The following is a 20,293-nucleotide window of genomic DNA, read 5'->3' as shown; positions in this document are numbered from 1 at the left end:
TGAGCAAGTGGGCGAGTTCCTGACCTGGGCCGGCGACTACTGGTGGCTGATCTTCCCGTTCGGCGCCGCCGTCGCCGCTGCCGCCAACGGGTTCGGGTCCTGGTGGCGCAAGGAATCGAAGCTGCGCCACCAGCGCAGGCTCGAGCTCATCCAGGCACGCAGCCAGGCGAAGACCGCCGAGCTGGCCGCCCGCGCCCAGGCGAAGGCGATCGCGGCGGGTCGCACGGGCGACGAGCCGATCGAAGAACTCGACCGGAAGGGCCGGGTGGAGCGGCTGCGGCGGCTGCTCGACACCCACGACGAGGTCACACGCCGTTGGCTCGACTACGAGCTCGACGTGGCCAAGCTGATCGCCTTCCCGACCATGAGCGACGGGCGCCAGCCCCTGACGGCCGCGTTCCTGCGGGCCAAGAAGGCCGCCGACGCCCTCCGCCCCGCCTCAGCCGATGCCCGCATCGATCCCGAGACGCTGGCCGAGTACCGCGACGCCGTGCACGACTTCGAGGTGGCCTTCGACGTGGCGGAGCAGGACGCGCGACGCGTGCGCGACAGCGGCTTCACGGATTCCGAGCGCCGGCGGCTGGAACGCGCGCGGCAGCTGCTGCAGGTGGCCGTCGACCAATCGGCCACCGCCTCCGAGCGCCAGGTGGCCTACAAGCGCGTGCGCGAGGAGCTGGACGGTCTCATCGCGCTCTCCGACGACGCGATCGAGGTGCTCGAGCACAAGGTCGCCCCCGCCGTGGAGCGCTGATCCCGGTCGCACCGTAGGTAGGATCACGTCGTGACTCCCACCGTCGTGACACCCTCCCCCACCCCGCTTGGCGCGGGCGTCGTCAAGCGCTCGACGCGCATGCCCGACGGTCGAGAGCTCATCTACTTCGACGACGCCGGCACGACGCTGCCGCCCGAGCGACGCGTCGACGAGCGCACCCTCGACCCCCGCCCCGCGACGGCGACCATGCGGCGGGACGTGCTCACGGGCGACTGGATCTCGGTGGCCGCCGCCCGCCAGAACCGCGCACACCTGCCACCCGCCGACCTGGATCCGCTCGCCCCGCAGACCCCGACGAACCCGTCGGAGGTCCCGGGCCAGTACGACGTCGTGGTGTTCGAGAACCGCTCCCCCTCGTTCGGGCCGGCTCTGGCCGAGGCCACGGGAGAGGCGCCCGCCGGCGAGAACCCGCCGGGCGACCTCGAGGCCCCCGGCCTCGGCCGCACCTTCACGTCGGTGGGCCGGTGCGAGGTGGTCTGCTTCAGCCCGGAGCGTGAGGGGTCGTTCGGCACGCAGTCGGTCACGCGCGCCCGCACGGTGATCGAGGCCTGGGCCGACCGCACGGCCGTGCTCTCCACCCTGCCGGGCGTGGAGCAGGTCTTCCCGTTCGAGAACCGCGGCGAGGCGATCGGCGTCACGCTGCACCACCCGCACGGGCAGATCTACGCCTACCCGTACATCACCCCGCGCACGCAGCTCCTGCTGCGGTCGATCGAGCGCGAGGGCCGCGATCTGTTCGCCCGCATCCTCGACTTCGAGCTGGCGGGCCCCCGCGTGGTCCTCGAGGCGGAGCACTGGGTCGCGTACGTCCCCTTCGCCGCACGCTGGCCGGTCGAGGTGCACCTCGCGCCGCGTCGTCACGCCGCCGACTTCGCCGAGCTGACCGACGCCGAGCGCGATGAGCTCGCTCGGGTGTACCTGCGGCTGCTGCGCGGCGTGGACCGCCTCTACGACACGCCCACCCCGTACATCGCGGCGTGGCACCAGGCGCCCGTCAACGTGGCGCGCGACAGCGCCCGGCTGCATCTGCAGCTCACGTCGCCGCGTCGCGCGGCCGACAAGCTGAAGTTCCTCGCGGGGTCGGAGGCCGCCATGGGCGCCTGGGTCGGAGACATCCCGCCGGAGCAGTCCGCCGAGCGGCTGCGCGCCGCCATCGCCGAGGTCGGGGAGATCGCGTGAGCGCCCTCGACGAGGCTCGCGACCTCCTCGCCTCGCTCAGCGGCGCCCCGGTCGCCGGGGTGTGGTCGTCCGCCGGGCGCGTGAACCTCATCGGCGAGCATACGGACTACAACGAGGGCTTCGTGCTGCCCTTCGCGATCGATCGACGCACCTACGCCGCTGTCGGCGTGCGTGCGGACGACATCGTCCGGGTCGCCTCGACGTTCGACCCGGACCACCCGGTGGAGATGCCCATCGCCCGGCTCGCCACGGTCTTCGCGGGCGACGCCGGCGCCGCCGTTCAGCGCGGCGAGGTGCCCGAGTGGGCGGCGTACCCGCTCGGCGTCGCCTGGGCCGCGCTCGACGCCGCCGGCCGGGGCGCGCACACCGTCGCGGGTCTCGACATCGCCTTCGCGTCGGACGTGCCCGTCGGGGCAGGGCTGTCGTCGTCGGCCGCCATCGAGGGGGCGACCGCGTTCGCCCTGGACGAGCTGTGGCAGTTGGGCCTGGAGGGCATCCAGCTCGCGCAGATCGGCAGGACCGCCGAGAACGAGGCCGTCGGCGCTCCGACCGGCATCATGGACCAGGTCTCGTCGATGCTCGGCCGCGTCGACGCCGGCACGTTCCTGGACTGCCGCTCGCTCGAGTTTGAGCCCGTGGACTTGGGCTTCGCGCGCGAGGGACTGGTGCTGCTGGTCATCGACACGCAGGTGAAGCACGCCCACTCCACGGGCGGCTACCGCGACCGACGCGAGGCCTGCGAGCGCGGAGCCGCCCACCTCGGCGTGCCGGCGCTGCGCAACGTGGGCGTGGACGACCTCGACCGCGCCCGGAGCGTGCTCGACGAGGTGACGTTCCGACGGGTGCGCCACATCGTCACCGAGAACCAGCGCGTGCTCGACACGGTACGCACCCTGCGCGAGCAGGGTCCGCGCGCGATCGGAGAGCTGCTCCTGGCCTCCCATGCCTCGATGCGCGACGACTTCGAGATCTCCGTCGCCGAGCTCGACACCGCCGTCGACGCGGCCGTCGCCGCGGGCGCCCTGGGCGCACGCATGACGGGCGGCGGCTTCGGTGGCGCGGCCATCGCCCTCGTCGAGGCCGGTGCGGAGGAGCACGTCTCGCGCGCGGTGACCGACGCCTTCGCGCAGGCCGGCTTCGCGCAGCCGCGCATCTTCCCCGTCACCGCGTCTGCGGGCGCCGGTCGCGATGTCTGACACGCCCTCCCCGGTGCTGTTGCGCGCCGCGGGGACGAGCGTCGTCGTCGCGCTCGACGGGGCGGTGCCGCGCATCGTGCACTGGGGCGCCGACGTGGGCGACCTCGGCACCGCGGCGCTGCGGGACCTCGCCGCGTACGACGCCGTCGGCACGTCCGGTTCCGAGCCGGACGTGCCGCGCGTGCTGTCGCTGTGGGCCACCGAACGCGACGGCTGGGTCGGCACGCCCTCCGTCTCCGGGCACGCGAGCGGTGCGGCCACCACGCCGCGGCCGCGGCTGGTCTCGCACGAGGTGGGCGAGGAGGGCGGCACGCAGCGGCTCCACGTGCGCCTCGCCGACGAGATCACCGGGCTGACGGCCGACATCCGGCTCACCCTCGATCGCCACGGGGTGCTCGCCGTCGAGCAGGCCCTGACGCTGGCCGACGACGCCGCGCCGTACACCCTCGACGGGGCCCTCGCGCTCATGCCGGTGCCCGAGCGCGCCGCCGAGTTGCTGGATTTCACGGGTCGCTGGTGCCGGGAGCGCGCGCCACAGCGCTCGTCGTTCGGGTTCGGCGCGCACGTGCGGCGGTCACGGCGCGGACGGCCCGGCCACGACTCCCCGTTCCTCCTCATGGCCGGGACCGCCGGCTTCGGGTTCCGGTCGGGCGAGGTGTGGGCCACGCACCTGGCGTGGAGCGGCGATCAGCGCTACCTCGCCGAGCGCCTCCCCGAGGGAGCCGGGTCGCATGCCGGCGTCATCGGCGCGGGTGAGGGGCTCGCGCCGGGCGAGGTCGTCCTGGCGCCGGGCGACGCCTACCGTGCCCCCACCGTCCTGTACGTCTGGTCGGACGCCGGCATGGACGGGGTGGCGGCGCGGCTGCACGACCGGCTGCGGGCGCGACCCGGTCACCCGGTGTCACCCCGCCCCCTCGTGCTGAACACGTGGGAGGCCGTGTACTTCGACCACGACCTCCCGACGCTGGAGCGGCTCGTCGAGCGGGCGGCGCGCGTGGGCGTGGAGCGGGTCGTGCTGGACGACGGCTGGTTCGGGGCGCGCCGCGACGCCACGCGGGGGCTCGGCGACTGGTTCGTCTCGCCCGAGGTGTGGCCGCAGGGCCTCTCCCCGCTCGTGGAGATCCTGCGTCGGCACGGCATGAGCTTCGGACTGTGGTTCGAGCCCGAGATGATCAGCGAGGACTCGGACCTCGCAAGGGCCCATCCGGACTGGGTTCTGGGCCCGTCCCGGGGACGCGGCGGCACGATGCGCGGGCAGCACGTGCTCGACATCTCGCGGCCGGACGCGTGGGCCTACCTGCGGGATCGGATCTCCGCGCTCGTGGACGAGTACGACATCGCCTACCTCAAGTGGGATCACAACCGCGAACTGCTCGAGGCGGTGGCGCAGCGCGACGGCCGGGATCGCCCGATCGTGCGCGAGCAGACCCTCGCGCTGTACCGTCTCATGGACGAGCTGCGTCGCCGGCACCCCGGGCTGGAGATCGAGTCGTGCTCGGCCGGCGGCGGCCGCATCGACCTGGGGATCCTCGCGCGCACGGACCGCGTGTGGGCCTCGGACTGCAACGACCCGGTCGAGCGGGCGCGCATCCAGCAGTGGACGGGTCTGCTGCTGCCGCCCGAGCTCATCGGCGGGCACGTCGGCCCGCCCACGGCACACACGACGGGTCGCACCACGGGCCTTGCCTACCGCCTCGCCACCGCCCTGTTCGGGCACGCGGGCGTGGAGTGGAACCTGCTGGAGTGCTCCGATGACGAGCTGGACGCGATCCGCGCGTGGGGCTCGCTGTACCGAGAGCTGCGGCCCCTGCTGCACTCCGGCCGCGTCGTGCACGCCGACGGCCTCGATGCGGGCGCGGCGCTCGAGGGCGTGGTGGCGCACGACGGCACCCGCGCGGTGTATCGGTGGAGCCGCACCGAGACGGTGCCGCAGACACGCTCGGGCGTCGTGACCCTGCCCGGCCTGACCGGGGTCGCGTCGGATCGGGTGCGCGTGCGGATCCGCGAGGAGTTCGGCCCCGCGCGCACGATGAGCGACGTCGAGCCGTCCTGGGTGGATGCCGCTCGGAGCGCCGGTGGCATCACGGTGCCCGCCGTCGCGCTCACGACGGTGGGGTTGCCGCTGCCGGCGCTCGCGCCGCAGCAGGCCATGATCATCGACGTGCAGGCGGCCTGAGCCGCCCCGCCGCCGTCCCGTCAGCGGGGCGGGGCGGTGCTCTCGCGCACGACGAGCTCCGTGCCGACGATCGTGATCTGCGGCCGCGGCGGCGGTCCGGACCGCACGAGGTCGAGGGCCGAGGCCACGCAGCGGCGCCCCACGTCGGCGAAGTCCTGGTGCACCGAGGTCAGCGGCGGCGCATAGCCTCGCCCGTCGGCGGTGTCGTCGAAGCCCACCACGCTCACGTCCTCCGGCACGCGGCGCCCCGCCTCCGCGAGGGCGCGATACAGACCGAGAGCCATCTGGTCGTTCGAGCAGAACACCGCCGTGCACGCCGGATCGGCGGCGAACGCCCGGCCCGCACGGTACCCCGACTCGACGCTCCAGTCCCCGCGCACGATCGGCGGCACCTCGCGGCCGGCGCCCCGCAGCACGGCGCTCCAGCCCTCGATGCGGCGCGCGGCGGGACGGGAGGTCTCGGGCCCGGCCAGATGGTGCACGGTGCGGTGCCCGAGCCCGAGCAGGTGCTCGGTCGCCTGGCGCGCACCACCGGCCTGGTCGGTGTCGACGATGACCTGCGCCTCGGCGACGTCGGGATCCATGTACACGACGGGAACGCCCGGCGGCAGCATCTCCGCCGCGTGCGCGAGCATCGGCGCCTCCATGTTGAGGATGAGCGCGTCGACCGTGAGCTCCTGCAGGCGCGAGAACACCCGATCCACCCCGGCCTGACTGGTGGCGTGCACGGGGATGAGCGTCGTGGCATACCCCTCGGCCGCCGCCGAGAGCGCGATGGCCTCGATCGTGCGCACATCGCCGAGGGTGGAGAGGGTGTGGGAGAGCACGCCGAGCGTGCGGAAGGAGCCGAGCTTGAGCGCGCGCGCCGCGCTGTTGGGCCGGTAGCCCAGCTCACTCATCGCGCGCAGCACGCGCTGACGGGTCTCGGGCACGACGGCGGCCGTGCCGTTCGCCACGCGCGAGACGGTCTGCATCGACACCCCGGCGCGCGCGGCGACGTCGGCCATCGACACGCGCCGGGTCTCGCGGCGCACCCGATTCTCAGACATGGTGGCATCACCGTATCGCGTCCGCTCGGGTTGCGAGCGCTCGCGATATGTGATGATGTTTGCGTAAACATCAGCGCGGCGACCACGCGAGGAGGCGAGCTGCAGCGATGACGACGACGTCACCACCACCGACGGCGATCACGGGACCGGTCCGGCCCCCGGCACGTCGCACGCGTCATGCGGGCGGACGATGGACGGGATGGGGGTTCCTGGCGCCCTTCGCGCTCGTGTTCGTCCTCGTCTTCATCGCGCCGATCCTGTACGCCCTCTGGCTGAGCCTGTTCCGCAACCAGCTCGTCGGCGGCAACGCCTTCGTCGGCCTCGACAACTACGTCGCGGCGTTCGGCGACGCGGCGTTCTGGGCCGGCGTGATCCGCGTGGGGCTGTTCCTGCTCATCCAGGTGCCGATCATGCTCTTCCTGTCGCTGCTCGCGGCCCTCGCGATCGACAGCGGCCGGCTGTACGGCGCCGGGTTCTTCCGCCTGTCGATCTTCCTCCCCTACGCCGTGCCCGCGGTCGTGGCGGCGCTGATGTGGGGCTTCATGTATGGCACCCGCTTCGGTCTGGTCGGCAACCTCAACGACTTCTTCGGCATCCAGCTGCCCGACCTGCTGTCGCCCGAGCTCGTGCTCGCCTCGATCGGCAACATCGTCACCTGGGAGTTCCTGGGCTACAACATGCTCATCTTCTACTCGGCGCTGCGCGTCATCCCCTCCTCGCTCTACGAGGCGGCGGCGATCGACGGTGCGAGCCAGTTCCGGATCATCCGCGCCATCAAGCTTCCGGCGATCCGCGGGTCCCTCGTCGTGGCGACGATCTTCTCGATCATCGGCAGCTTCCAGCTGTTCAACGAGCCCAGCATCATGCAGTCGCTCGCGCCGAACGCGATCACGACCTCGTTCACGCCCAACCTCTACGCCTACAACCTCGCGTTCGCGGGGCAGCAGCTCAACTACTCCGCGACCGTCGCGATCATCATGGGCCTGATCACGATGATCATCGCCTACGTCGTGCAGCTGCGCGGGATGCGGAAGGCCGACTGACATGACGACCACCCGCCTGCTCACCCTCTCGCCGACCACCACGCGCCGCCGTTCCGTCGGCACCGTCGACAAGCCGCGCCGCAGCATCACGCTCACCGTGCTCACGGCCATCGTGCTCGTGTACTCGCTCATCCCGCTCATCTGGCTCTTCATCAACGCCTCGAAGACGCAGAGCGACCTCTTCAGCAGCTTCGGCCTGTGGTTCGGCGACGAGTTCGCGCTCTTCGACAACATCGGCCGCGCCCTGACGTACGACGACGGCATCTTCTTGCGCTGGTTCGGCAACACGCTGCTCTACGTCGTCGTCGGCGCCGGCGGCGCCACGCTGCTGGCCGTGCTCGGCGGCTACGCGCTGGCGAAGTACGACTTCCCCGGCAAGCGCGCGGTCTTCGCCGTCGTCATCGGCGCCGTCGCGGTGCCCGGCACGGCGCTGGCGGTGCCGACGTTCCTCATGTTCAGCTCGATGGGCCTGACGAACACGCCCTGGTCGGTCATCATCCCGTCGCTCATCTCGCCGTTCGGCCTGTACCTGATGTGGACGTTCGCGAGCGAGGCCGTCCCGACCGAGCTCATGGAGGCCGCGCGGATCGACGGCGCCAGCGAGTTCCGCATCTTCTGGCAGGTGGCGCTGCGTCTGCTCGCGCCCGGGTTCGTCACGGTGCTGCTGTTCACCATGGTGGCCACCTGGAACAACTACTTCCTGCCCCTCATCATGCTGCGCGACCCCGACTGGTATCCGCTCATCATCGGTCTGAACCAGTGGAACGCGCAGGCGGCGACCGCGGGCGGCACGGCGATCTTCGACCTCGTGCTGACCGGATCGCTGCTCACGATCGTGCCGCTCATCATCGCGTTCCTCTTCCTGCAGCGGTACTGGCAGTCCGGCCTGGCGGCCGGCTCCGTCAAGGAATGATCCCCACCCCACCCCACACGAAGAAGTGAGAATCACATGACCCGGATCACACCCCGGACGCGTCGCGTCCTGATCGGCACCGCCGTCACCGGCGTGGCCACCCTCGCCCTGGCCGGCTGCACCGGCGGGGGCGCCACCGACACCGACGACGCCCTGGAGGAGGGCGGCACCATCACCGTGTGGGCCTGGGAGCCCACGCTCGACCAGGTCGTCGAGGACTTCGAGGCCGAGAACCCGGGCGTCACGGTGGAGCTCGTCAACGTCGGCACCGGCATCGACTCGTACACGGCGCTGTCGAACGCGATCACGGCCGGCACGGGCCTTCCTGACGTCGCGCAGGTCGAGTACTACGCGCTGCCCCAGTACGCCCTGCAGGGCGCGCTGCAGGACCTCACCGAGTACGGCGCCAACGAGTACGAGGGCACCTACGCCCCCGGCCCCTGGTCGTCGGTGCAGTCGGGAGACCAGATCATCGGGCTGCCGATGGACTCGGGCCCCATGGCGCTGTTCTACAACAAGGACATCTTCGACCAGTACGGCATCGAGGTGCCCACCACGTGGGACGAGTACCTCCAGGCCGCGCGCGACCTGCACGCCGCCAACCCGGACGTCTACATCACGAACGACTCGGGTGACGCCGGCCTCGCCGCCTCCATCATGTGGCAGGCCGGCGGCACCCCGTGGACCGTCGAGGACACCACGGTGGGCTTCGACCTCACGGGCGACGAGGGCGCACAGCGCTACGCCGAGGTCTGGCAGACGATGCTGGACGAGGACCTCGTCTCGCCGATCTCCGGTTGGTCGGACGAGTGGTTCGCCGGCCTCGCCGACGGCACGATCGCCACGCTGCCGATCGGCGCGTGGATGCCCGCCAACCTCGAGGGCAGCGCGCCCGAGGGCGCCGGCTCGTGGCGCGTCGCGCCGATGCCGCAGTGGGAGGAGGGCGTCGAGACGTCGTCCGAGAACGGCGGCAGCTCGCTGGCCATCCCGGCCGACGCCGAGAACAAGGAGCTCGCCTACGAGTTCATCGAGTACGCGAACGCGGGCGACGGCGTGCAGACCCGCCTCGACGGCGGCGCCTTCCCCGCGACGGTCGCCGACCTCGAGTCGGAGGAGTTCCTGAACGTCGAGTTCGACTACTTCGGCGGCCAGAAGGCCAACGAGGTGTTCGCCGCCTCGTCCGCCGCCGTGGTCGAGGGCTGGCAGTACCTGCCCTACCAGGTGTACGCCAACACCGTCTTCAGCGACTCGGTGGGCCAGGCGTTCCTGGGCCAGACGACCATCGCCGACGGCCTCGCCGCCTGGCAGTCCACGCTCGAGGACTACGGCACCGAGCAGGGCTTCACCATCGAATGACCCGCGATGGGGCGGGGTCCGCGGCCGGACCCCGCCCCATTCCCTTTTTGACGACACCGAAGGACCTCCCTCCCGCATGCAGAATCACCGCTGGCTTCGCACGCCCGACGGCACGCCCCGACGCATCTCCTACGGCGCCGACTACAACCCGGATCAGTGGCCGCGGGAGGTGTGGGACGAGGACGTCCGCCTCATGAAGCAGGCCGGGGTCGACGTGGTGTCGGTCGCGATCTTCTCGTGGGCGAAGCTGCAGCCGGCCGCGGACCAGTGGGACTTCGCGTGGCTCGACGAGGTCATCGACCTCCTGCACGCCAACGGCATCGGCGTCGACCTCGCCACCGCGACGGCCTCGCCGCCGCCGTGGCTCACGACGGCACACCCCGAGGTGCTTCCCCAGACCGCCGACGGCGCCACCGCCTGGCCCGGCGGCCGGCAGCACTGGCGCCCGACGTCACCGGTCTTCCGCCGCTACGCCCTCGCCCTCGTCGAGAAGCTCGCCGAGCGGTACGCCGCCCACCCCGGCATCGTCGCGTGGCACGTCAACAATGAGCTCGGCTGCCACAACGCCTACGACTACTCCGACGACGCGGCGCGCGCGTTCCGCGCGTGGCTCGAGGCGCGCTACGGCGGCATCGATCGTCTCAACCACGCGTGGGGAACGGCCTTCTGGTCGCAGCGCTACGGCTCGTTCGACGAGATCCTGCCGCCGCGCCGCTCGTACGCGTTCCCCAACCCGACGCAGCAGCTCGACTTCGCGCGTTTCTCGTCCGACGCGCTCAAGGACCACCTGATCGCGGAGCGCGAGATCCTGAACCGCATCACCCCGGACATCCCCGTGACGACGAACTTCATGATCATGGGCGAGACCCGGCATGCCGACTACGCCGACTGGGCGCACGAGGTCGACTTCGTCTCGAACGACCACTACGTCACCGAGGGACGCGATGAGCTCGCCTTCTCCGCGGCACTGACGAGCGGCGTCGCGGGACTGCGGCCTTGGTTCCTCATGGAGCACTCCACGAGCGCCGTCAACTGGCAGCCGATCAACCGGCCCAAGCGCGAGAACGAGCTCGTGCGCGACTCGCTCACGCACGTCGCCCACGGAGCCGACGCGGTCTGCTACTTCCAGTGGCGCCAGTCGGCCGCCGGGGCCGAGAAGTACCACTCGTCGATGGTCCCGCACGGCGGCGAGGACACGCGCGTGTACCGCGAGGTCGTGCGGCTCGGCGGCCTGCTGCAGGACCTGCAGCCCGTCGCCGGCTCGGACCGCGACCCGTCGCAGGTGGCGATCCTGTTCGACTGGGACTCGTGGTGGGGCAGCGAGCTCGACTCCCACCCGACCGAGCGGCTGCGCTACCGCCGCGAAGCCGTGGAGTGGTGGACGGCCCTGCTGAACGCCGGCATCCGCGCCGACGTGCTGCCCGCCGACGCCGACCTGTCCGGCTACCGGATGGTCATCGCGCCCGTGCTCTACGCGGTGCCGGAGGGGCTGCGCACGCGTCTGGAGTCGTACGTGCGCGGCGGCGGCAGCCTCGTGGCGACCTACTTCTCGGGCATCGTGAACGAGGACGACCGCGCGTGGCTCGGCGGGTACCCGGGGGCCTTCCGGGAGCTGCTCGGCGTGCGCGTGGAGGAGTTCCGCCCGCTGTGGGAGGGCGAGACGATCGGCCTCTCGATCGGCGCGCGCGGCTCGCTGTGGAGCGAGCCCGTCGATGTCGTCGCCGACGACGTCGAGGTGCTCGCCCGCTACACGGAGAGCGACCTCGAGGGCGGCGCGGCGGTGACGTGGCGCCCCGTCGACGAGGGTGCGGCGGCATACGTCTCGACGCGCCTCGGCGTGGACGGGCTCGGCGCGCTGCTGCCCCTGCTGCTCGAGCGCGCGGGCGTCGAGTCGGAGCTGCCGGAGCCGCTGCGGGGCACCGTCGAGCTGGCGGTGCGCCGCGCCGGCGACGTGCGCATGCGCTTCCTCATCAACCGCACCGACGACGAGGTGCGCCTCGACGGCATCGAGGGCGAGTACCTCGTCGGCGGCCCGGTGCTCGCGCCGCGGGGCGTCGCGGTCGTCCGCTGACCCGGGAACCGCGGCTCGCGCACATGCGGGAGCCGCGGTCCGGCGCCGGTGGCGTCAGATCACGCCGAGGGCGAGCATCGCGTCGGCGACGCGGGTGAAGCCGGCGATGTTGGCGCCGACCACGTAGTCACCCGGCGCGCCGTACCGCTCGGCGGTCTCGAGGCACCGGTCGTGGATGGCGCGCATGGTCTCGTGCAGCCGCTCCTCGGTGTGCTCGAACGTCCACGCGTCGCGCGAGGCGTTCTGCTGCATCTCGAGCGCGCTCGTGGCCACCCCGCCGGCGTTGGCGGCCTTGCCCGGTGCGAAGATGACGCCCGCCTCCCGCAGCACGCGGATCGCCTGGGGCGTGGTGGGCATGTTGGCCCCCTCGGCGACGATCCTCACGCCGCCCCGCACGAGAGCGGCCGCTCCGCTCTCGTCAAGCTCGTTCTGCGTGGCGGAGGGGATCGCCACGTCGGCGGGGACATCCCAGATCGAGCCGTCCGACACGTACGTCGCCCCCGCACGCGCCTCCGCGTACTCACGGATGCGGGCGCGCCGGACGTCCTTGACCTCGCGGAGAAGCTCGAGGTCGATCCCGGCCTCGTCGACGACGTAGCCGCTCGAGTCGGAGCATGCCACCACGGTGCCTCCGAGCTGATGCACCTTCTCGATCGCGTACGTCGCGACGTTGCCCGCGCCCGAGACCACCACGCGCTTGCCGTCGAACGAGTCGCCGCCCGTGCGCAGGATCTCCTGGGCGAAGAAGACCGCCCCGTAGCCGGTCGATTCGGTGCGCACGAGCGACCCGCCCCAGCTGATCCCCTTGCCGGTGAGCACGCCCGACTCGTAGCGGTTGGTGATCCGCTTGTACTGCCCGAACAGGTAGCCGATCTCGCGTCCGCCGACGCCGATGTCGCCCGCCGGCACATCGGTGTACTCCCCGATGTGGCGGTAGAGCTCCGTCATGAAGGACTGGCAGAACCGCATCACCTCGGCATCGGACTTGCCCTTGGGGTCGAAGTCGCTGCCGCCCTTGCCGCCGCCGATCGGCATGCCGGTGAGGGCGTTCTTGAAGATCTGCTCGAAGCCGAGGAACTTGACGATGCCGAGGTTCACCGACGGGTGGAAGCGCAGGCCGCCCTTGAAGGGCCCGAGCGCGGAGTTGAACTCCACGCGGAAGCCGCGGTTCACCTGCGTGCGGCCGGCGTCGTCCACCCACGGCACACGGAAGATGATCTGCCGCTCGGGCTCGCACAGGCGCCGCAGGATCTCGGCGTCGGCGTACTCCGGGTGTCGCTCGACCACGGGGGCGAGGCTCTCGATGACCTCACGGGCCGCCTGGTGGAACTCGGGCTCGCCCGGATTGCGGCGGACGATCTCGTCGAAGATCGGCACGAGGTGGGGGTGCAGCTGCGGCATGGGGCTCTCCATCAGCGTCGGGGGCACGGTTCACGACCGTCCCACGGGAAACCGGCTCGGCGACGATCGCCGGCGGTCTTCGACGAGCGTAACCGGCGTGGCGCTGCAGGCGACGCGGTCGACGGCGCCGTCACACCGTGCTAGCGCGCGGCCGCAGCCGCGTCAGACGAGGGCGGGGGCGGCCTTGGCCAGCTCGGCGCCGAGGAAGCGGGCGAGCGCGAGGCGCGGGGAGCGGTTCGTGAGCGCCTCGACGTCGCTGTTGTAGTTCGTGTTCGTGTTCACGTCGTACACGACGCGGGTGCCGTCGGCCTTCTCGATGAACTCGACGCCCGCGATCTCGATGCGGTGCGCCGCGAGGAACGCCTCCAGGCGGCGGATGAGCGGATCGGTCGCGTCGATGTCGAGGCGCTCGCGGAACGCCGCGGTGCCGGCGGCGGCCGCCGCCTGCGCGTCCTGCGTCGATTCCGAGCCGGGCACGGCACACACGGCCTGCGCGGAGAAGTCGACCTGGCAGGCGTCGGCGGGGCACAGCTCGAACGATCCCGCGGATGTGTCCACCCGCACGGCGTAGACGAAGGCGCCGCCCGCGAACTCCGCGCGCGTGATCGACTGATCCGCCGACTCGACGAACTCCTGCAGAAGGGTGATCCCGTCCGAGGCCTCCTCGAACTCGGCGGAGTCCACGTACCGGTCGAACGCGTCGTAACTGTCGAACCGGCGCACGCCGAGGCCCTTGCCGCCCTGGTTGTGCTTGGTGATGAACGGCACCGGCAGCTCGCGCGCGCGGCGCTTGAGGTCGGCCCTGCCGAACACCGCGACGGTGTGCGGCACGGTGAAGCCGGCGGCGCGCAGCAGCGAGTACTGGACGACCTTCGACACCTCGATCTCCACGACCGATGACCCGTTCACGGTGCGTCGGCCGTGCGACTCGAGCCACCGCAGCACGGCGCGCGCGTAGTCCTTGGCGTGGGCGCGGTCGCGGGTGTGGCTCGACGCCGAGAGCCGCGACCAGAAGACGCCCTGGGGCGGCTCGCCGGCGAGGTCGACGGAGCCCTCCTCGAGCACCCACTCCACGAGCGGCACTCCCAGCTCGTCGAACGCCTCGCGCAGCGGCGGGATCCAGTCGGGGTTGTCGTGCAGCACGTAGACGGCCGGCGCGGCGCCGGCGTCGGGGCGGATGTCGGTCACGAGAATCCTTCGGTCGAACGGAAGGGCGTGCTTCCATCCTCGCAGGGCCACGGGGAACGGGCACCGGGATGACCGTTCGTGACGCGCGGCGTAGCGTGGGGGGATCGAACCGAAGGAGCCTCGCATGCCCACTCCCCTGCTCGAGTCCCGCGTGCCGATCGTCGCCGCTCCGATGGCCGGCGGCCCGACCACCGTCGAGCTGGCCACCGCCGTCGCCGACGCCGGCGGCTTCCCCTTCCTCGCCGGCGGCTATCAGGCGCCGGCGAGCCTCGCGGACGAGATCGCGCGGCTGCGCGCACACGGCGCGCCCTTCGGCGTGAACCTCTTCGTCCCGGCACCGGACCTTCCCGACGAGGGCGTCCTCGCCGCCTACGCGGGCGCGATCCGGGCGGAGGCCGAGCGTTACGGCATCGCCCTCGACCCGACGCCGGTCGCCGACGACGACGCGTGGGCCGAGAAGCTGTCGCTGCTCGTGAACGACCCCGTGCCCGTGGTCTCGCTCACCTTCGGCCTGCCGTCCGCCCACGACATCGCGGCGTTGCGGCGTGCCGGCTCGCGGGTGCTCGCCAGCGTCACCACCACCCAGGAGGCGCTGGCGGCGGCCGAGGCGGGCGTCGACGGCCTCGTCGTGCAGGGCCCCGACGCGGGCGGGCACAGCGCCGCTCACCAGCCCGAGCGCATGCCCGGTCACGTGCCCACGACGGAGGTCGTCGAGCACGTGCGCGCCGCCGTCGGGCTCCCGCTCATCGCGGCCGGCGGGGTCGACGGTCCCGAGGCCGCGCACCGGCTCCTCGCCGTCGGCGCGGAGGCCGTGGCGATCGGCACGCTGCTGCTGCGCACGGACGAGGCGGGCACCAACCCGGTGCATCGGGCGGCGCTGGCCGATCCCGCCTTCACGGAGACGGTGCTGACCCGCGCGTTCACGGGCAGGCCTGCGCGAGCGCTGCGAAACCGCTTCATCGACGAGTACGGCGCCCTCGCGCCGGTCGCGTACCCCGCCGTGCACCACCTCACGCGCGAGCTGCGGCAGGCGGCCGTGCGCGCCGGCGACGCCGACGTCGCGCACCTGTGGGCGGGCACGGGCTTCCGCTCCGCCCCGGAGGGCCCGGCCGGCGACGTCGTCCGGTGGCTCGCCGGCGCGGCCTGAGCGCGGGCGGTCGCCGTCCGCTCAGCCGACGGCCTCGCGGGCGCGGGCGGCCGCCTCGCGCGCGAGGCGCGGCGAGAGCCCGACATGGGCCGAGGGATCGAGCAGCGCGACGACGCGCTCGGCCCCCAGGGTCCCCGCCACACGAGGGTCGGTGATGAGCAGCTCCTCGAAGGCGAGCCCCTCGGTGGCCGCCCGCATCGCGTGCTCGTAGACGATGCGGTGCGCCTCGTCGCGGCCGATGCGCTCGCCCAGCGCGAGCATCACCGACTCCGACCCGAGCATCGAGCCGCTCAGCTGCAGGTTGCGCCGCATCCGCAGGGGGAACAGCTCCAGCCCCTCCACGACGATCCGCAGGCGCACAAGCAGATCGCCGGTCTTCACGAGCGCCTGCTCGATGGCCGCATCGAGCGCCGCCGTGGCCCCGCTGTCGGCCTCATGAGGGTGGATGAGCGCCTGCACCGCCTCCGGTGCGAGCGCCCGGATCTGCGCCGACAGCTCGATCATGTCGGGCGCGAGCTTGGGATTGCGCTTGTGGGGCATCGTCGAGCTCCCGACGGACCCCGGGGGGACGGGCTCCGAGACCTCGCCGAACTCGGTGCCCATGAGGGTCTCGACCTCCACCGCGATGCGCGCGCAGACGGCCGCCAGCAGCGACAGGTCCATGACGTACCCCGACTGCGGCGACAGCACGGCGCGCGAGGGGATCGGCATGACCCCGAGGCCGAGGTCGCGCGCCACGAGCCGCTGCACCTCCGGCCCGCGGTCACCCAGCGACGCGAAGCTCCCCACGGCACCGCCCATCATCACGCGCAGGCACGGCTCGACGCCGCGGTCGATGCGGTCACGCACCCGCAGCAGGTCGTCGATCCACGTGGCCGCCTTGAGACCGAAGGTGATGGGCACCGCGTGCTGGCCGTGCGTGCGCCCCGGCATGATCATGTCGGCGGAGCGCTCGGCGAGCTCCGCCAGCGCCGTCAGGCAGTCACCGATGAGCGCGGCGACGATGGTGTGCGCGTCGCGGATCAGCAGGGCCATGCCCGACTGCATGATGTTCTGCGTCGTCGCGCCCCAGTGCACCCAGCCGGAGGCGTCGCCGCCGACGACCCGCGTGAGCTCCTCGACGAGCGGGACGAGCGGGTGGGCCTGCACACGCGTGGCCGCCTCGATCCGCGCCGCGTCCAACGCCTCGACGCGGGCGCACTCGGTGATCCGCTCCGCGGCGGCGTGCGGGATGATCCCCAGGCGGGCCTCGGCGCGCGCGAGCGCAGCCTCCACGTCGAGCCGCGCCTGCCACACGCTGCGTTCCGAGAACAGCCGCCGGATGCCCGCGTCGGGCACTCGATGATCGGTGAACCGGTCGGCCTCCCCGGCGATCTCGGCGATCGTCGGGGCGGCCGCGTCGGGCGCTCTCATCGCATCCCGGCCGCTGCGGCCACGACGGGGGCCGCCTCGTCGCCCTTCGGTCGTCGCTCCATGAGGTTCATGACCAGCAGCACGACGAAGATGATCGCGATCTGCAGCGTGCCGTAGGCGGCGGCCGAGCCGAAGTCGCTCGAGTAGATGCGGTTGTAGATCTCGATCGACATGGGCGGGAACCCGGCCGGGTAGACCACCGCGGAGGCGACGTACTCCCCGACGCCGTCGATGAAGGCCAGCAGAGCGCCCGCCACGAGGCCCTTCCACACGAGCGGCATCACGACGGTGACGATCGAGCGCAGCGGGGAGGCGCCGAGCGACTGCGCCGCCTCGTCGACCGACGGATCGATCGTGTCGATGGATGCCGACGTCTCGCGGAACACCAGCGGCACGTAACGCACGAAGTAGGCAACCGGGAGGATGTACAGGGACCCGATGAGCACGAGCCCCAGGTTCACCGGGGTGGGAGAGGCGAACGCCGTCGCGACGTTCACGCCGATGACCGTGCCGGGCAGGGCCCACGGCAGCATCACCATGGCGTCGAGGGCGCCGCGGCCCCGACGCAGCGGCCAGCGGGACACGATCCAGGCGGCGCTGCCGCCGATCACCACCGCGGCGATCGTGGCGAAGAACGCCATCTGCAGCGACACGTTGATGGGCAGGAACGCGTCGGGGTCGGTGAAGATCGACGCGTAGTTCTCGAGCGTGTACGCGGGCGGCAGCACCTGCGTGGTCCAGCTGCGGTTCTGGGAGAACGACACGAGGACGATCACCGCGACCGGGGCGACGAGGATCGCCGCGAGCAACGCGCTCACGACACCGGCCAGCGCCGACCGCCAGCCGCGGGTCCGGGTGCGCCCCCGCTGGATGCCCTTGGAGAGGCTGCGGTAGGTCTGACGCCCCTGGTACCAGCGCATGAGGAACAGGAACGCGATCGAGACGATCGCGAGCACCGTCGACTGCGCCGAGGCGAGCTCGTAGTTGCCGCTGACGCGGGTCTCGACGATCCGGTTCGTCAGCATGGTGACGCCGTACAGCTGAGGTGCGGTGAACGACGCCATGGAGGTCATGAAGGTCAGCAGCGCGCCGGCGACCATGGCGGGGGTGAGCATGGGCAGCACGACGGTGGTCCACACCTTCCACTTCGGCGCCCCGAGACCGGCCGCCGCCTCCTCGAGCGACGTGTCCATGCCGGCGAGACCGGCCGAGACCGAGAGGTAGAAGTACGGGTACATCGTCAGCACGTGCACGAGCAGCACGCCGCTGACGCCCGTGACCGACACGGCGCCGGCGTCGATGCCGGTGAGCTGCTCGATGGCGCGGGGGAAGATGCCGGTCTCGTTGTAGAGCAGCGTGAACGCGAGCGCCCCGATGAGTGACGGCAGCGCGAGCGGGAGCACCGAGATGACGTCGAGCAGCCGGCGCCCCGGGAAGTCGAAGCGCGTCAGCAGCACCGCGAGGGCCGTGCCGACCACGGCGCAGATCGCCACCGTGGCCACCGATATCCACACGGAGGTCCACAGCGCTCTCGAGGTGGCGCCGGTGAAGAACGTGGCGTAGTTCTGCCACAGCCCCGCGCCGCCCGTGCTGTGCACCGCCGTCTGGAGCATCGGCAGCACGACGAAGAAGACGATGACCGCGAAGATGGGCAGAGCGAGGAAGACGACGAACCGCTCCCCCGGGGTCAGCCGTCGCCGGCGGCGGGGGCCGCCGGGCTCGGTGCGTTCGAGGGCGACGACCTCGGTCTGGGTCTGGAGGACGGTGCTCATCGTCCGGCCCCATCGGTGGCCGACTCCGGGATGAGCCACCCCGTTCGCGCATCCACGCCGAGCCCGACGCGGGAGCCGGCTGCCACATCGATGTCGGGCGTCGAGACCGACACGACCGAACCGGCCACGTCGACCTCGAGCATCGCGGTGGAGCCGAGGAACTCCAGCGAGCTCACGACGCCGTGCAGCGCCGCGTCGGCCTCGCCGACCACCCGGAGCGCCTCGGGGCGCAGCGACACCTCGACCGGCTGACCGGGAGCCACCGCCACGTCGGGGTGGCGCCGCACCACCACCTCGCTCTCGCCGATCCGGACGACGGCGGCGTCGGCCTCGGCGCGCACCACGACGGCGGGGACGACGTTGCTGCGCCCGATGAACCGGGCCACGAAGGCGGTCGCCGGCTCGGCGTAGATCCGCCGCGGGGTGTCGACCTGGTGCGCGCGACCGTCGGCGAGCACCGCGATACGGTCGCTCATCGCCATCGCCTCCGACTGGTCGTGCGTGACGTAGATCGCCGTGGTGGCCGCCGCCTTCTGAACCTGACGGATCTGCATGCGCGTCTCCTCGCGCAGCTTGGCGTCGAGGTTGGACAGCGGCTCGTCCAGCAGCAGCACCTCGGGCTCGATCACGATGGCTCGCGCCAGCGCGACGCGCTGCTGCTGACCCCCCGAGAGCTGGTCGATGCGGCGTTTGCCGTAGCGGGCCAGGCCCACTCGCTCGAGCGCCCGGTCGATGCGCGTGACGCGATCTGCCTTGCCGACGCCGCGCAGCTTGAGCCCGTACGCCACGTTGTCGGCCACCGACAGGTGGGGGAAGAGCGCGTAGTTCTGGAACACCATGCCGATGCCGCGCTTGTGCGCGGGCGTGCGCGTGACGTCGACGTCGCCGAAGCGGATGCGGCCGTCCGTGGGAGCCACGAAGCCCGCGATCATCCGCAGCAGTGTGGACTTTCCGCAGCCCGAGGGTCCGAGCAGGGTGAAGAATTCCCCCGCCTCCACGGTGAGATCGACGGTGACGGTCGGCCGCGCGTCGGCCTGCTCGCCATAGGTCTTGCTGACGCCGTCGAGGTGGATGGGGATCACGTCGTTTCCTCGTCTCTGCTGGGGCCCGCGGGGCCGCGGTGGGGGGAGCCCCGGCCGGAGCGCGGCCGGCCGGGGCGGGAGTGCCCGCGATGGCGGGTGGGGATCAGCCCTGGTCCTTGATGTGCTCGGTCCAGTACTCGATCAGCCTCGGTCTCGTGGGCTCGGCGACGCGCACCTTGTCGTACTCGAGCTCCTTCAGGCTCAGCTCGGCCAGCCAGTCCGGCTCGGAGTCCACGTCGACCGTGGGGATCTGGAACGCGTTGTTGATGAGCCAGTCCTGGGTCTCGGCGCTGAAGAGGAACTCGGCGAACGCCTCGGCGCCCTCCGGGTTGGGGGCGCCCGCCACCTTCGCGATGCCGTCGGTGTTGATGGGCGAGCCCGACGCCGGCTCGATGATGTCGAACGAGGCGCCCTGCGCGGCCTGGGCCATGATGTCCTGGTGGTTCCAGAGGGTGATCGCCGCCTCCTGCCGCTCCAGCCGGAGGTAGAGGTCCTCCGGGTTCGCCGCGTAGGCCTTGGTGTTGGCGTCGAGGGC

15 protein-coding genes are annotated in these 20,293 nt (G+C 72.0%); 9 read left to right on the top strand and 6 right to left on the bottom strand.

The features are described 5' to 3' along the window. The first annotated feature begins 7 nt into the window (after positions 1-7). The 4 genes from N8N77_RS10000 to N8N77_RS09985 all read left to right on the top strand — a co-directional run bounded on the left by N8N77_RS10000 (position 8) and on the right by N8N77_RS09985 (position 5,323). Positions 8-751: a hypothetical protein gene (locus tag N8N77_RS10000; protein ID WP_261166652.1), complete on the top strand. Its 744-nt coding sequence runs from the start codon at positions 8-10 to the stop codon at positions 749-751. A 99-nt stretch (positions 752-850) separates the two neighbouring features. Next, a complete protein-coding gene (gene galT / locus N8N77_RS09995) occupies positions 851-1,951 on the top strand; it encodes a galactose-1-phosphate uridylyltransferase (RefSeq protein ID WP_261166866.1) in 1,101 nt (366 codons plus the stop codon). Further along, positions 1,948-3,147 carry a galactokinase gene (galK, locus tag N8N77_RS09990; RefSeq protein WP_261166650.1) on the top strand — a complete coding sequence of 400 codons (1,200 nt, stop codon included), beginning with the start codon at positions 1,948-1,950 and terminating at the stop codon, positions 3,145-3,147. The genes galT and galK overlap by 4 nt, the downstream gene beginning before the upstream one ends. Continuing rightward, positions 3,140-5,323, top strand: a complete 2,184-nt coding sequence (locus N8N77_RS09985; RefSeq protein WP_261166649.1) for an alpha-galactosidase — start codon at positions 3,140-3,142, stop codon at positions 5,321-5,323. The genes galK and N8N77_RS09985 overlap by 8 nt, the downstream gene beginning before the upstream one ends. Before the next feature lie 20 nt (positions 5,324-5,343). Here N8N77_RS09985 and N8N77_RS09980 read toward each other — a convergent pair whose 3' ends face one another. Beyond that, a complete protein-coding gene (locus tag N8N77_RS09980; protein WP_261166648.1) occupies positions 5,344-6,372 on the bottom strand; it encodes a LacI family DNA-binding transcriptional regulator in 1,029 nt (342 codons plus the stop codon). Between the two features lie 107 nt (positions 6,373-6,479). On the opposite strand from N8N77_RS09980, the gene N8N77_RS09975 reads away from it, so the two are divergent. The 4 genes from N8N77_RS09975 to N8N77_RS09960 all read left to right on the top strand — a co-directional run bounded on the left by N8N77_RS09975 (position 6,480) and on the right by N8N77_RS09960 (position 11,755). Next, positions 6,480-7,415 (top strand): carbohydrate ABC transporter permease, encoded by a 936-nt coding sequence (locus tag N8N77_RS09975; protein WP_261166647.1) that lies wholly within the window; start codon positions 6,480-6,482, stop codon positions 7,413-7,415. Position 7,416: 1 nt separating this feature from the next. After that, entirely contained in the window at positions 7,417-8,328 is a 912-nt protein-coding gene (locus N8N77_RS09970; RefSeq protein WP_261166646.1) for a carbohydrate ABC transporter permease, read from the top strand. Between the two features lie 36 nt (positions 8,329-8,364). Beyond that, positions 8,365-9,684 (top strand): ABC transporter substrate-binding protein, encoded by a 1,320-nt coding sequence (locus tag N8N77_RS09965; RefSeq protein WP_261166645.1) that lies wholly within the window; start codon positions 8,365-8,367, stop codon positions 9,682-9,684. Between the two features lie 76 nt (positions 9,685-9,760). After that, on the top strand, positions 9,761-11,755 hold the full coding sequence (locus N8N77_RS09960; protein ID WP_261166644.1) for a beta-galactosidase: 1,995 nt from the start codon (positions 9,761-9,763) through the stop codon (positions 11,753-11,755). Positions 11,756-11,809: 54 nt separating this feature from the next. Here the strand turns inward: N8N77_RS09960 and gdhA are convergent, their stop codons facing one another. Both gdhA and N8N77_RS09950 read right to left on the bottom strand, forming a co-directional pair. Then, entirely contained in the window at positions 11,810-13,156 is a 1,347-nt protein-coding gene (gene gdhA / locus N8N77_RS09955) for an NADP-specific glutamate dehydrogenase (RefSeq protein WP_261166865.1), read from the bottom strand. Between the two features lie 162 nt (positions 13,157-13,318). Then, on the bottom strand, positions 13,319-14,344 hold the full coding sequence (locus N8N77_RS09950) for a RimK family alpha-L-glutamate ligase (RefSeq protein WP_261166643.1): 1,026 nt from the start codon (positions 14,342-14,344) through the stop codon (positions 13,319-13,321). Between the two features lie 124 nt (positions 14,345-14,468). Between N8N77_RS09950 and N8N77_RS09945 the strand changes: the two genes are divergently transcribed. Beyond that, complete coding sequence (locus N8N77_RS09945) at positions 14,469-15,491, top strand: nitronate monooxygenase family protein (protein WP_261166642.1); 1,023 nt, start codon at positions 14,469-14,471, stop codon at positions 15,489-15,491. Positions 15,492-15,512: 21 nt separating this feature from the next. Here N8N77_RS09945 and N8N77_RS09940 read toward each other — a convergent pair whose 3' ends face one another. Genes N8N77_RS09940 through N8N77_RS09930 form a run of 3 tightly spaced genes read right to left on the bottom strand, consistent with a single transcriptional unit; the run spans position 15,513 to position 19,758 of the window. Beyond that, a complete protein-coding gene (locus N8N77_RS09940; RefSeq protein WP_261166641.1) occupies positions 15,513-16,904 on the bottom strand; it encodes an adenylosuccinate lyase family protein in 1,392 nt (463 codons plus the stop codon). After that, entirely contained in the window at positions 16,901-18,676 is a 1,776-nt protein-coding gene (locus N8N77_RS09935; RefSeq protein WP_261166640.1) for an iron ABC transporter permease, read from the bottom strand. Before N8N77_RS09935 ends, N8N77_RS09940 begins: the two co-directional genes overlap by 4 nt. Continuing rightward, entirely contained in the window at positions 18,673-19,758 is a 1,086-nt protein-coding gene (locus tag N8N77_RS09930) for an ABC transporter ATP-binding protein (protein ID WP_261166638.1), read from the bottom strand. Before N8N77_RS09930 ends, N8N77_RS09935 begins: the two co-directional genes overlap by 4 nt. Between the last annotated feature and the right edge of the window lie 535 nt (positions 19,759-20,293).

The organism is Microbacterium sp. Marseille-Q6965, from assembly GCF_946151065.1.
Taxonomy (GTDB): domain Bacteria; phylum Actinomycetota; class Actinomycetes; order Actinomycetales; family Microbacteriaceae; genus Microbacterium.
The sequence above is the reverse complement of the archived record's forward strand: the minus strand, read 5'-3'. Positions and strand labels throughout refer to the sequence as shown.

Bases quoted from the DNA above. Each gene is read 5' to 3' on its own strand.
- galT (WP_261166866.1), top strand. From the start codon at position 851: ATGCCCGACGGTCGAGAGCTCATCTACTTCGACGACGCCGGCACGACG.
- N8N77_RS09985 (WP_261166649.1), top strand. From the start codon at position 3,140: ATGTCTGACACGCCCTCCCCGGTGCTGTTGCGCGCCGCGGGGACGAGC.
- N8N77_RS09980 (WP_261166648.1), bottom strand. From the start codon at position 6,372: ATGTCTGAGAATCGGGTGCGCCGCGAGACCCGGCGCGTGTCGATGGCC.
- N8N77_RS09975 (WP_261166647.1), top strand. From the start codon at position 6,480: ATGACGACGACGTCACCACCACCGACGGCGATCACGGGACCGGTCCGG.
- N8N77_RS09970 (WP_261166646.1), top strand. From the start codon at position 7,417: ATGACGACCACCCGCCTGCTCACCCTCTCGCCGACCACCACGCGCCGC.
- N8N77_RS09965 (WP_261166645.1), top strand. From the start codon at position 8,365: ATGACCCGGATCACACCCCGGACGCGTCGCGTCCTGATCGGCACCGCC.
- N8N77_RS09960 (WP_261166644.1), top strand. From the start codon at position 9,761: ATGCAGAATCACCGCTGGCTTCGCACGCCCGACGGCACGCCCCGACGC.
- gdhA (WP_261166865.1), bottom strand. From the start codon at position 13,156: ATGCCGCAGCTGCACCCCCACCTCGTGCCGATCTTCGACGAGATCGTC.
- N8N77_RS09945 (WP_261166642.1), top strand. From the start codon at position 14,469: ATGCCCACTCCCCTGCTCGAGTCCCGCGTGCCGATCGTCGCCGCTCCG.
- N8N77_RS09940 (WP_261166641.1), bottom strand. From the start codon at position 16,904: ATGAGAGCGCCCGACGCGGCCGCCCCGACGATCGCCGAGATCGCCGGG.
- N8N77_RS09935 (WP_261166640.1), bottom strand. From the start codon at position 18,676: ATGAGCACCGTCCTCCAGACCCAGACCGAGGTCGTCGCCCTCGAACGC.